Origin of the sequence: Dongia soli, assembly GCF_034044715.1 — a bacterium.
GTDB classification, from domain to species: domain Bacteria; phylum Pseudomonadota; class Alphaproteobacteria; order Dongiales; family Dongiaceae; genus Dongia_B; species Dongia_B soli.
Genome location: NZ_JAXCLW010000002.1, coordinates 1 through 12401, shown reverse-complemented (window position 1 = coordinate 12401; position 12401 = coordinate 1). Strand labels below are relative to the sequence as shown.

Annotated in this window: 13 protein-coding genes and 1 pseudogene; 10 read left to right on the top strand and 4 right to left on the bottom strand. The window is 59.2% G+C overall.

All coding sequences use genetic code 11. The annotated features are described in order from the left end of the window. Positions 1 to 24: 24 nt before the first annotated feature. Complete coding sequence (locus tag SMD27_RS06610) at positions 25 to 1347, bottom strand: alpha/beta fold hydrolase (RefSeq protein WP_320507581.1); 1323 nt, start codon at positions 1345 to 1347, stop codon at positions 25 to 27. Positions 1348 to 1818: 471 nt separating this feature from the next. On the opposite strand from SMD27_RS06610, the gene SMD27_RS06605 reads away from it, so the two are divergent. From SMD27_RS06605 to SMD27_RS06565, 9 genes are read left to right on the top strand one after another with little or no spacing between them, the layout of a single operon-like run. Next, positions 1819 to 4374 (top strand): intermembrane phospholipid transport protein YdbH family protein, encoded by a 2556-nt coding sequence (locus SMD27_RS06605; RefSeq protein WP_320507580.1) that lies wholly within the window; start codon positions 1819 to 1821, stop codon positions 4372 to 4374. 39 nt (positions 4375 to 4413) lie between these two features. Beyond that, positions 4414 to 4653 carry a YnbE family lipoprotein gene (locus tag SMD27_RS06600; RefSeq protein ID WP_320507579.1) on the top strand — a complete coding sequence of 80 codons (240 nt, stop codon included), beginning with the start codon at positions 4414 to 4416 and terminating at the stop codon, positions 4651 to 4653. A gap of 24 nt (positions 4654 to 4677) precedes the next feature. Next, a complete protein-coding gene (locus SMD27_RS06595; RefSeq protein WP_320507578.1) occupies positions 4678 to 5088 on the top strand; it encodes a YdbL family protein in 411 nt (136 codons plus the stop codon). Between the two features lie 9 nt (positions 5089 to 5097). Continuing rightward, entirely contained in the window at positions 5098 to 6036 is a 939-nt protein-coding gene (locus SMD27_RS06590; RefSeq protein WP_320507577.1) for an AAA family ATPase, read from the top strand. A gap of 29 nt (positions 6037 to 6065) precedes the next feature. Continuing rightward, complete coding sequence (locus tag SMD27_RS06585) at positions 6066 to 7244, top strand: vWA domain-containing protein (RefSeq protein ID WP_320507576.1); 1179 nt, start codon at positions 6066 to 6068, stop codon at positions 7242 to 7244. Further along, positions 7241 to 7561: an XdhC family protein gene (locus SMD27_RS06580; protein ID WP_320507575.1), complete on the top strand. Its 321-nt coding sequence runs from the start codon at positions 7241 to 7243 to the stop codon at positions 7559 to 7561. The genes SMD27_RS06585 and SMD27_RS06580 overlap by 4 nt, the downstream gene beginning before the upstream one ends. Positions 7562 to 7573: 12 nt before the next feature. Continuing rightward, a complete protein-coding gene (locus SMD27_RS06575) occupies positions 7574 to 8275 on the top strand; it encodes an XdhC family protein (RefSeq protein WP_320507574.1) in 702 nt (233 codons plus the stop codon). Between the two features lie 6 nt (positions 8276 to 8281). After that, on the top strand, positions 8282 to 9910 hold the full coding sequence (locus SMD27_RS06570) for a molybdopterin-binding/glycosyltransferase family 2 protein (protein ID WP_320507573.1): 1629 nt from the start codon (positions 8282 to 8284) through the stop codon (positions 9908 to 9910). Continuing rightward, complete coding sequence (locus SMD27_RS06565; RefSeq protein ID WP_320507572.1) at positions 9907 to 10326, top strand: iron-sulfur cluster assembly scaffold protein; 420 nt, start codon at positions 9907 to 9909, stop codon at positions 10324 to 10326. The genes SMD27_RS06570 and SMD27_RS06565 overlap by 4 nt, the downstream gene beginning before the upstream one ends. On the opposite strand, the gene SMD27_RS06560 is transcribed toward SMD27_RS06565, so the two are convergent. From SMD27_RS06560 to SMD27_RS06550, 3 genes are read right to left on the bottom strand one after another with little or no spacing between them, the layout of a single operon-like run. Then, positions 10323 to 10814 carry a DUF523 domain-containing protein gene (locus SMD27_RS06560; RefSeq protein ID WP_320507571.1) on the bottom strand — a complete coding sequence of 164 codons (492 nt, stop codon included), beginning with the start codon at positions 10812 to 10814 and terminating at the stop codon, positions 10323 to 10325. The two genes, SMD27_RS06565 and SMD27_RS06560, sit on opposite strands and share 4 nt — an antisense overlap. Further along, complete coding sequence (locus tag SMD27_RS06555; protein ID WP_320507570.1) at positions 10811 to 11632, bottom strand: alpha/beta hydrolase; 822 nt, start codon at positions 11630 to 11632, stop codon at positions 10811 to 10813. The genes SMD27_RS06560 and SMD27_RS06555 overlap by 4 nt, the downstream gene beginning before the upstream one ends. A gap of 23 nt (positions 11633 to 11655) precedes the next feature. Continuing rightward, the gene (locus SMD27_RS06550; RefSeq protein WP_320507569.1) at positions 11656 to 11919 is read right to left on the bottom strand and encodes a hypothetical protein; all 264 of its coding nucleotides are present in this window, start codon (positions 11917 to 11919) and stop codon (positions 11656 to 11658) included. A gap of 303 nt (positions 11920 to 12222) precedes the next feature. Between SMD27_RS06550 and SMD27_RS06545 the strand changes: the two are divergent. Continuing rightward, positions 12223 to 12401: pseudogene (locus SMD27_RS06545) on the top strand (alcohol dehydrogenase catalytic domain-containing protein); the annotation flags it as partial.

The following is a 12401-nucleotide window of genomic DNA, read 5'->3' as shown; positions in this document are numbered from 1 at the left end:
AACCTCGTATTTCTAAGAACCCGGTCAGTTGACCGGTGGCTCGTAATCAGGCAGTGATTGCTCGTTCAGACAATTATCGACCGGCCGTGTCGTGGGTTTGTCGAGAAACATGTCGGCAATCACGCCTGCGCAAAGATCGTTTCCCAGGACGTCATGCCCGATACCGAAAAAATTGATGACGAAGCTGTTCCTCAGCGTCGCTGCCGCCAATTTCGCATAGGATGGCGGCGTCACCGGATCGTAATCGCCACTGAGGATCAGCGTCGGTAAGTCACTTTCGACCGGCTGGGTGAGACGCTCATCGGGGATGCTCTGGACCCAGGAAGGGCAGAGCGGCGCCGGATTTTGTTCGGCAAAATCCTGCAGCAAGGGATAGGCGCGGTAATTAGACTTTACGCGCCGCAGATCGTTGAACACCACATCTTCGGCGCAATTTATGGTCGTGGCCATGGCATCGCCCCAATCGGGACGGTCATTCAAATTGGCCAGGAAATTATCGATCTCATGATCCAGGTATCGCGGCAAGCGGCGTTCGAAGATATCGATGATCTGTGGCACCCGTTCGATATCGGCGCGGTTATACATGTTGAAGAAAAGATGGTTCAGCAGCATCTCCCCTGTGAAGCCAAAGTGCAGCGGCTTCCCGCTCGTCGGATCGACCCGCTTCACCGGCAACGGCTCCACATCGAACGACCTGACCAGCTTCAGCAGCCTGCCGCCCAGATCCGGATACCAGGATCGACAGCGTTCATCCGCAGCACATCCATCGATGATCTTCCGAAAGGCGCGGTCCGTGCGCCAGGCATCATCTTCCAGGAATTTGACCCGGAACGGATAGACCGAATCCAAAATGGCACTCCGGATATCTGCGGGGAAATCACGCATATAGGTCAGTGCCAGGCGTGTCCCATAGGAAACCCCGTAAACATTCCAGCGCGGGATTGCCAAAGCGGAGAAGATGTCGTGCAGATCCGCCGCGCTGGCCAGCGTGTTATAGGCAGCCGCGTCATGACCCTCCTGCTTCAACCGCGCCAGGCAGGACGCCGCGGCGTCCCGCTCAACAGCTTCCAGACGGCGATAATCATTGCCGAAGAGCAGACTCCGTATATTCAGGGCGGCCAGTTCGGGACAATCCACCCGCGGCTCAGTCAACCCAACGCCACGCTGATCGAACAGAATGAGGTCACGGTGCCGGAGCCACGGATTCTCGGCCAGATAACTCCACCAATATCCGATCCGATCCGCGTCGAGCCAGTCGCCATCGCCAGGACCACCGGATATGTAAACTACCGGATCGTCCCGCCGATGCTCACCAGGCGTGGAGATGACGACCACGGGAAGCGTCAATATTTGTATTGTTGATTCCGGGATGGTCGCCGTACGGCCACGGCTGTCCAGCGCACCAGAATGACCGTTTGATCGTTGCGGCACCGAAGAATGGTTCTGCGTTCCGGCCGAACGCCGTTCCGGCACCTGCACTTGGTAGCAGGTAGCGACATATGTGGCAGGCGGTTTGAACCAACAGGCAACGCGTTGAGCGACGGGGGCATCCGTAGCAGATGAAGATCCGGACAGGAGCATGGCAGCTCCAAGCATTCCGGCGCCGGCAATCCACCGGCCGAGCTTACGCCTTGCCCCAGCCCGGCATCTCAGGTCCCGGCAGATTTCGCCGCGGGAAACGGTTGCCATTTAGTCCTGCTTTCCGTCCTTGGCTAATTACACCCTAAGCGGCATCTTGCGGACCCCACCCATGCGCCGCAAGCAGCTTTTACAATTTGTTAGGCCCCGGTACACTCACCGCGCTTCAAGGGATCCAGAATGTCAGAACAGGCGCAGGCGGGTGGAAAGCGGATCTGGGTATTGTCCGCGATAGCGGTATTTGTTGCCGTTGTCCTGGCCGCGTTTTTCTGGCGCGGATCGTTAATGGGTGAGACCGCCGAGTGGTTTGTGCAGCGCCACTTCGGCATCGGCGCTCATTTCAAGATCGGCGATATCGATCTATCCGGTGTTTGGCTGCCCGAACTTTCGCTCGGCGATGATGGGGAGCTTCGCCTGAAGGACGTCCGTATCGACTACAGGCCTAGCAATTTCGGTCTTTCGGATATCAAAGCCATACAGATCGGCGAGGCGGAAATCCAAGCGCGTTACGATGGCGGCTTTCACCTCGGCAGCCTGGATTCCGCGTTGGCAGAACTCACGCATAGCGACACTGACGGATCGTCCATCCATCCGATGGTCGTCGTGCATCATATCAGAGTGCACCTCGCCACACCGATCGGGGAACAGCAGATTGACGGAATGGCCACTTATGACAAGGACACGCTGTTCACTAATCTGAACTGGATCGAAGCGGAGAATGGAGCGCATCTGACGACGACCGCAACGATCCGATCTATTTCGACGCAAGCACGGCCGGAAGGCCAAATACAGGGGTCAATCACGGCCCAATCGAAACTTTGGCAGCTTTTACCGGGCGTAACACCGGTCGCGGGGCAGATCAGTGTCAACATATCGGTCACCGGCGGTAGCGGTGATCCTGCCGCACCCAGACTACAGGCCAACCTTGCGTTGCAGAATTTCTCCGTTAAAGAGCTGCCTGAACCGATCAACGGCCCGATCAATGCCGTGGTGCAGATGGCCGGCGGTGAAAAAATGCCACAGCAGCTCTCGGGCGGCAGTTTCTCCTTCAACGGTTTGACCGCGGATATCAAAGGCGGCCCTTCGGTAGATTTCGTCGGCAAGCTTGGCAATGGCCAGGGTACACTGGGCTTCGCCGAAGGCAAAACGACACTGACATCCGATATCGACCTCGCCGTCAAAGACCAGCAAGCTGTTCTCGGCGATGTGACGCTGAAAGAACCGGCCGCCGATCTTAAATTGCGCCTGAACTACGACGGCGCGATCGTGACGGTGACACCGCGCGAGACGGGAAAGCTCACGATCCGTGACCTACCAAAGGGACCGATCGGCTTTCCCAGCGGGTTGACGGTACCGGTCAAGGCCGAGGGCACGGAGCTTGCGATCGCGGTCGCGCCGACCACCATGGCGCCTATCGCTGGCAAATTCGCGCTGGGCGATATCAAAACCCAGGTCGCCGCTGCCGGCCGCAAGGACATCGCCACCCTCACCCTTAGCGGCAGCAAGGCTGCGTTTGGCGGCGAGACGGCGGATAGCCGCGAGGCTCAACTGGTCATTCCCACGCTGCGGCTGGATTTTCTCGGACGGCCTACTACCATCGGCAACCTGCAGATCGATGCCAAAGGCAAGCCCGATCTCGTAACCGGCACCGTGTCTGTGTCCTTGGCCACAATTGATCTCGGTAAGATGGTTGCGCCGTTGAAAGCCACGGCAAAACTGACCGGCAAACCGGGCCGCATCGACATGACGGCCAAATTGACCGATCAGACCGGAAGACTGACTTTTACCACAAGCGGCAATATGGATCCCGGCCGCGGCACGGGCCGTTTTCAGGTCAACCTCGCCCCCCTCGTCTTTGCCAAAGACGGCTGGCAATTCGGCGATCTTATCCCGATCGTCCGGCAATACAGTCACGACATCGACGGCAAGATCGCCCTCAAGGGAACGATCGATCTCGCGCCTGACCGTAGTCTCACCTCCAAGCTCAATCTGGCGATCGAGAATCTATCTGGCCAGATTGGCCCCGCAGTCTTTCAAAATCTCAATGGTGTGGTGCTGATTGACCGGCCTTGGCCGCTTTCCACGGCGGCCAATCAAACCCTCTCCGTGGAGCAGCTAGTGATCGGCCTGCCCTTCACGAATGGACTCATCAATTTCGATATCGATGATGGACGGTCTCTCAAGGTCAATGCCGGAAGCCTCAATCTGGCCGGTGGCCAGGTCTCGCTCGCCCCGACCCAACTCGCCCTTGATGCGTCTGTCCAGCAGCTCGATCTGCAAGTAGATCGTCTGGGTGTCGGCGAACTCTTCCAGTTGATCGGCATTGCCGGCCTGTCCGGCGAGGGGCAGATCTCCGGCAATATCCCGGTGAGCCTCTTTCCCACCGGAGTCGTGATCAAGGATGCCAAACTGGCCTCGGTCGGCCCGGGCAAGCTGAAATACGACAAGGCATCGGCCCCCGCGATGGTCAAAAGTGCCGGTAGCAGCGTGAATATGGCTTTGGATGCGCTGTCAGATTTTCATTACAAGGAATTGATTCTGACGCTCCAGCGCGAGCTCACCGGCGACGCCAACCTCGGCTTGCATATCAGCGGCAGCAACCCCAGCTTCTATGATGGCTATCCGGTGGAGTTCAATTTCACCGCAACCGGCCGGCTGGATGAGGTTTTGCGCAAAGGCTTGGCCGGTTATCAAGTGCCCGCTATGATCGAGCAACGGTTGAATGATTTCAGATAAAGTATTTCAGGTAAAATAATCTCAGGCAGGGAGTTTGAAGTGGCGCCGAATGCGAAATGTGACGCAGGACTTGGCGGTACGGGACGCCGGGCTTGCGGTCCGGTTTTCCTCGCTGTTTCCCTTGCCGTGATCCTGGCGGCTTGCAACCCCACCGTTAAGGTTGAAGCTCCGGACAAGCCGATCGTGATCAACATGAACGTCAAGATCGAGCAAGAAGTCCGGGTCAAGGTCGACCGGGACGTCGATACTTTGGTTCAATCCAATCCAAACCTGTTCTAGTTTAGAAGAAAGAGGTCGAGCGTCATGTTTGCGGCCAAAATGCGCATTCTTACCCGTTTTCGGCGCCTTACCCTGCGCTATGCCGCGAGCATGGCCCTGGGCCTGGCCGTGATCCTGGCCGTGCCGGTGGCCTCCAGTCTGATCTTCGCTACTCCGGCAGCGGCGGAAACATTGGACGGCGCACGCGCCAAGGGGCTGATCGGCGAGCGGCCGGACGGCTATGTCGGCATTGTCTCCGGCAATGCCGGTGCCGACATACAAAAGCTGGTGCAGGACGTCAACGAGCAGCGCCGCACGAAATACGAACAGATCGCCAAGCAGAAAGGCGTCCCTGTCGAGCAGATCGGCGCGATTACCGCAGAAAAGATCATCCAGGAAAAGCTCCAACCCGGCTGGTATTTCATGGATAGCGGTGGCAAGTGGATCAAGAAATAGCGAGGCCCGATGAGCGCAGCCGTCCAGCCGCAGTCTCTCTACGCTCTCCCGGAATCGATCGACGATGCCGTTACCTTGCTGCAAGCGGGCAATTATATCGCCGATCGCAGCCTCGCCACCGCTGTGTTTCTGGCCCTGAAACTATGCCGGCCGCTCTTCCTTGAAGGTGAAGCCGGTGTCGGCAAGACGGAAATCGCCAAGGTGCTGGCCGGCACGCTCGGCCGCCGACTGATCCGCCTGCAATGCTATGAAGGGCTGGATATCGCCGCGGCTGTCTATGAATGGAATTACGCCCGGCAGATGCTGGAAATTCGTTTGGCTGAAGCAGCTCAGACGGGGTCTCGCGAAGAGATCGCGCACGACATCTTTTCCGACCGCTTCCTGATCCGGCGTCCCCTGCTTCAGGCGCTGGAACCCGGTCCGTCCGGTCCGCCGGTTTTGCTGATCGATGAACTCGACCGCACCGACGAGCCGTTTGAAGCCTATCTGCTCGAATTGCTGTCGGATTTCCAGGTGACGATCCCCGAGATCGGCATCATTAAGGCGCCGGAACCGCCGATCGTCATCATCACCTCAAACCGCACGCGGGAAATTCACGATGCCCTGAAGCGCCGGTGCTTCTATTACTGGGTCGATTATCCGGATGCCGCGCGGGAATTGGAAATTCTGCGCGCCAAGGTGCCGCAGGCCGCTGATGGCCTGTCGCGCGAGGTGGTCGCCTTCATTCAGAAGCTGCGGGGCCAGGATCTCTACAAGCTGCCAGGCGTCGCCGAGACAATCGATTGGACTGATGCCTTGGTTCAACTCGATCAGGTCGCACTCAATCCCCAGGCTGTCGATAACAGCCTGGGCGCCTTGCTCAAATACCAGGACGATATCGCTCGTATCCGGGGCAGCGAAGCGGCCCGTTTGTTGGATGAGATACGCACTGAAATGGCGGCGCGCTGATCATGGCCGGCCGGCTGATGGATAATATCATGCAATTCGCGCGCACCTTGCGTGCCGCGGGTCTGCCGATCGGCCCCGGCAAGGTCATCGATGCGGTCGAAGCCCTGCAGGCCGCCGGCATCGGCAGCCGTGCCGATTTCTATTGGGTTCTGCACGCAGTCTTCGTGCAGCGCCGCGAACAGCGCGAGATATTCGACCAGGCGTTCCATATTTTCTGGAAGAACCCGGAATTCCTGAAGCGCATGATGTCGCTGCTCTTGCCCAGCCTCGCGATCGATCAACACGATCCTGCGAAACAACAGGAGATAAACCGGCGGCTGGCGGAAGCTTTAAAGAAGGACAGTGCGGACCAGTTGGATGACCTGTCCAATGCAGAAGAAAAGTTGCAGATCGATGCGGCGATGACCTATTCGCAGCGCGAAATTCTGCAGCGGATGGATTTCGACAAGATGAGCATGGTGGAACTGCAACTCGCCAAGAAAGCCATTGCACAACTGCGTCTGCCGATCATGGAAGTGCCGACACGCCGCTTCCGTCGCGACGATCACGGTCAAATCGTGGATATGCGCGGCACCTTGCGCGCCAGCTTGCGGCATCACGGGACCATACCGTTGCGTCTCAAGTCGCCTCGCCCGCGGCACCCACCGCTGGTTATCCTCTGCGATATTTCCGGATCGATGAGCCGTTATGCGCGCCTCGCGCTGCATTTCGTGCATGCCATTACCAATGATCGCGACAGGGTTCATACATTTTTGTTCGGCACGCGGCTCAGCAACATCACGCGTCATCTGCGTCACCGCGATGTCGATATCGCCTTGGATCTTGTCGCCGAGCATGTTGTCGACTGGTCGGGCGGCACCCGCATCGGCTCCAGCTTGGCCGAATTCAATTTGCGATGGGCCCGCCGGGTGTTGGCTCAAGGCGCCGTCATCTTGCTGATCAGCGACGGCCTGGAGCGCGATGACGGCGAGATATTGGAGCGGGAAATCGCGCGGCTGCACCGCTCGTGCCGGCACTTGATCTGGCTTAATCCTTTATTGCGTTATGATGCCTATGAGCCGCTGAGCCGGGGTGCAGGTATTCTGATCAAGCACGTTGACGACTTCCGCCCGATACATAATCTGAACAGTATGCAAGATCTGGCCGAGGCGCTGAGTGGGGACCACCTGCGCCGCTCGTCCGGAATGCGCGGAGGACTTGCCGCATGACACCCGATCAGGACATTCTCGCCATCGCCGCCGACTGGAAAAATCAAGGCCATGAGGTCGCCATCGCCACCGTGACCAGCACCTGGGGGTCTTCGCCGCGCCCGGCCGGCAGCCAGCTGATCGTCGACGGCCAAGGCCGCATGATGGGATCCGTTTCCGGCGGTTGCATCGAAGGCGCGGTCGTTAAGGAAGCACTCGATGTCATGCAGGACGGGAAGCCGCGTTTGCTGGATTTCGGCATCACCAACGAGCAAGCTTGGGAAGTCGGCCTGGCCTGCGGCGGCAAGTTGCAGGTCTATATCGAACGGCTGGACTGAACAGGTGCTTTGATGCGACGCGACCTGCTGAACGAGATCCTTGAATTGAAGGCGCGCGGCGAGCCTGTCGCCCTCGTGACCAATCTTGCAACGGGGCTGCAGGATATCGTCACCGCAACCCGTACCGGCGCCAGATTGGATTTGTCGATAAGTGATTTAGTCGCCGCCCGGCAAGCCTTGATCGACGATCGCAGCGGCGAGATCGAGACGACCGGCCATCGCCTCTTCGTGCATGTGCATAATCCGGCTGCCCGCTTGATGATCGTGGGAGCAGTGCATATCTCGCAGTCGCTCGCCCCGATGGCGATGCTGGCGGGTTATCAGGTCACTGTGATAGATCCTCGCCGGTCCTTTGCCTCGGCGGATCGCTTCCCCGGGATCGATCTGCGCCATGACTGGCCGGATGAAGCGCTGGAGGTTTTGCGGCCGGATAGCCGCAGCGCCATCGTCACGCTGACGCATGATCCCAAGCTGGACGACCCGGCCCTCACCTTCGCCTTGCGCTCACCGGCTTTCTATATCGGCGCCCTCGGCAGCAAGAAGACCCATGCGGCTCGCCTGGAGCGGCTCCAGGCGGAAGGGTTCAGCGCGGCGGATTGCATGCGCATTCACGGACCGGCCGGATTGGATATCGGCGCCAAGTCGCCGGCGGAAATCGCCATTTCCGTCATGGCACAACTGACGGCCGCCTTGCATCGCCGACCGACGCGTTAGGACAAGATGATTTTCGGCACATTACCATTGGAAGAATGCCAGGGAGCCATCCTTGCCCATGCGGTCAGGGCCGGCGACCAGCTGTTTAGAAAAGGCCGCTACCTCACGGCCGCCGACCTCGCCGCCTTGGCGGCGCATGGCCACAGCCATATCGTTGTCGCCCGGCTGGAGCCCGGCGATATTGGGGAAGATCAAGCCGCGGCCGATTTAGCGCGTGCCGTTGCCGGCGCCCATATTCGCACCGATCCCCCTTTTACCGGCCGGGCCAATCTGTTTGCCGAGACGAGCGGATTGCTTTGCCTTGATGAAGAGTTGATCGATGCGATCAATGAGATTGACGAAGCGATGACCTTGGCGACACTCGCCAATCGCCAGCCCGTGATGGCCGGGCAGATGGTGGCAACGGTGAAGATCATTCCGTTTGCCGTTCCCGCCAGTTTATTGCAGAAGGCCTGCGCTGTTGCCCGGCGCGGCACAGCCAGTGTTCGGGTTGCACCCTTCAGGTCCCGTCGCATTGGCCTCATCCAGACTGTGCTGCCAACCTTGAAAGAGAGCGTTTTGGATAAGACGCGCGATATCACGGCACGTCGCGTCATGGAGCTTGGCAGCACATTGGTCGGCGAAAAACGCTGTGCACATCAGATGGACGCTTTGCGATCCGCAATCGACGAAAGCTTGAAAGACCAAGCGGATCTCTTGTTGATACTCGGCGCCAGCGCAATCACCGACCGCCTCGACGTCATTCCCGCAGCGGTGACCGCCTTGGGCGGCCATATCGAGCAATTCGGCATGCCGGTGGATCCCGGCAATCTGTTGCTGCTGGCCGGACTTGGCGACATACCTGTCATCGGCCTGCCGGGATGCGCCAGGTCGCCGAAACGCAATGGCGTCGATTGGGTCCTGCAGCGTCTGGCCGCCGACCTGCCGGTCACGGCGCGCGATATCCGCCGCATGGGAGTTGGCGGCCTTCTTGGTGAGATTCCCAGCCGCCCGCAACCGCGTCTCGGGGATGCTCCATCCAGCCGCCCGGACAATGGCCGGCACATCGCAGCGATCATCCTCGCAGCGGGGCAGTCCAGACGCATGGGCCAGAACAAACTCCTGCTCGATCTCCATGGCAAGCCCCTGCTTTGCCATGTGATCGATCAAGCCCTGGCCTTGGATCTCTCCGATATCGTCGTCGTTGCCGGACATCAGGCGAGCGAGATACGCAGCGCAATCGGCAACCGCCCCGTCCGTATCGTGCTGGCACCGGATTATGCGGAGGGCATGAGTGCCTCCCTCAAGACTGGCATAGACAGTCTGAAGCAGGAGACTGATGCGGCGATGATCCTCCTCGGCGACATGCCGCAGGTCGCCGCCCCCCTCCTGCGGCGCATGATCTCAGCCTATAATCCGGTTGAAGGCCGGGCCATTGTCCTGCCGGTACATGAAGGCAAGCGCGGCAACCCGGTCCTGTGGGATCGCCGTTTTTTTCCGGAGATGCGGCAACTGGCCGGTGATGTCGGTGCACGGCATCTGATCGGCGAACATGCGGAATTGGTCGCGGAGATCGCCGTCGATGACAGGACGATTTTGCGCGATATCGACACACCCGAAGCCTATGCAAAATTACACCAGGATTTCACTGCATGAGCGCAACGCTCTATCATCAAGCCCTCGTGCAACGCGCCAAGACGGCTTATGGCAAGGGCAGGCTGGATAACCCGACCACCAGCATCACGCTCGACAATCCGCTTTGCGGCGATCGCGTTACCATCGACATTGAAAAGTCCGGTGACCATATCGGCGGGATCAGCCATCATGTCCGCGGCTGCATCCTTTGCGAAGCTGCCGCGGCCACGATTGCCGAATATTGCCGCAACCGCGATCTCAGCAGCGCCCGCGCCATCTTGCCAGCCATCCGCGCCATGATGCGCGATGGCGATGCAGCGCCCGCCGATTGGTCGTGTCTCGATATCTTCACGCCGGTTCATTCGGCGAAAAGCCGACGCGATTGCGTGTTATTGCCGTTCGAAGCTTTCGAGAAAGCGATCGCCACAGCGTCCTAATCCGACTGATGCCGGAGCCAGGATTCCGCCTCGGCCAATTGGGTTTCATCGAAAACAGTGATGCCGTGGCGGCGAAGCAGAGCTGCGGTGACGCCCTCGCCGGCAATGCGATTGCCGACGAACCTGCCGTCGTAGATTTCGCGGCTACCGCAAGACGGGCTACGCTGCTTTAGGATGGCGACCGTCACGCCATGATTTTGAGCAAGCGCGAGCGTTGCCGATGCGCCTTGTAGAAAATTTTCCGTTACATCATCGCCGTCCGGCGTCACGATCCGCGCAGAGCCGGCCAGCACGTCGCTCCCATTACCGCCGCGAATTTCAGCCGGCGGACGTGGCACCGGCAAGCCGCCGCTTAGTTCGGGGCAAATGACCACCAGACGCCCTTCCCGTTGCCAATCGGTCAGGAGCGCGCCGCCATCCCCGGCCGCGCGCCCGTCATAGCGGACCGCTTCACCCATGAGACAAGCGCTGATCAACACCTTCCTCATGCGGGCAACTCGCCAAGAAATTTCAAGACGGCCTCCGGCATGCCATGCTGCATCAGATCGTTATGGCCGGCATCGGTCGGAAACAACCCGAACTTCGGTTCGTTGGCGCGCTCGAAGACGCTGCGGCCGAATTTGACAGCCGTCGTCATGTCGCGCTCGCCATGTATCAACAGCAAGGGTATACGCACATTGCCGATCTTGTCGATCGAGGCGAACTTGTCGCGGATCAGGCGGTTGTAAGCGAGATAGGGATAACGCGCCCAGGCTGACAGATAGATTGATGCGAGCGGCGCCTCGAGAATGATCGCGGCAGCCGGCCGTTCAATGGCCATTTGTATGGCAACCGCCGTGCCAAGCGATTCACCAAACAGGATCAGTCGAGAAGCATCGACATCCTGCCGCTCTAGAAAATCGAGATTGGCGCGCGCTGCCGCATACAAGGCCTGTTCGCTCGGCTTACCGGGATTGCCGCCATATCCTGGATAGCCGACCAGCAGCGCGCCGTAGCCGACCGAGAGATACGGCAAAACGCGCTCCACCCGACCACCGATATGTCCGGCATTGCCATGAAAATAGATGATGGTCCGCCCATCATTGCGCGTCGCCGGAGCAAACCAGGAAGTCAGCCTCGCTCCATTGAGTCCCTCGATTGAAACCGCCTGGAAACGGTCCGTCATCGAGGCAATCTCGGCCAGGTCGGCCCGCTCCTGCGAAGCCGGGAAAATCAGGCGGCGCTGCATAAAGAACAAGGAAAGCAAAATGACTAGATAAATAGCCGCCACTGCCAGCAGCACCAACTCCAGGAACGACATACTCATCAACCCCACCGCAGAGCGTCTCGCTAATCCGGCAATTTGCGGCCATAAGCTTCAAACCGATCGAAAGCTGCCTTGCCTTCGGTCTTGCACCACAGACGTTGGCCGCCGAGACCATGATCAAGATATTCGATATCGATCGCAGTGGCAGCGGCAATCCGCGTCCGGCGATGTTCTTCTTCAGTAGGCCGGTCGCGCGCCAGGAGATCGGCCCGCATGGCCCGGAAGCCCTTGCCCGCGAGCGGTGAGATCAGATTGCAATATTCCAACAGACCGCCATCGTAATACATCCGATAAAGCTCGGGAAATGGCTGCCCTTTTTCCGGCGGATCTTGTGCTGGCGACGTTCCTGGGAACAATCCTGTCACAAATAGCGACAAACCGACACGAACCATAATCTGAGCGCCAAGGCGTATGAGCGTCGCCGTCATGCCAGCCCCTCTATGCCCGTCCTATATCTCAGTGAATGGATAGCGACTATTGTATCGGTCAGACTGAGCCTTGGCTTGCAAGATGACAAGTCATCTGAAACCATGCCCGCCGACCGAATCGGCTATCTGACACATTGGCTATCTGACGTTGGGAGAATGATCATGGATGTACGCGCCGCCGTGGCTCTGGAAGCCGGCAAACCCCTCAGCATTGAAACCGTACAGCTTGACGGCCCGCAGGCTGGCGAGGTGTTGGTTGAGGTGAAGGCGACGGGTCTGTGTCACACGGATTACTTCACCCTGTCGGGGGCCGATCCGGAAGGGCTGTTCCCGGCCATTCT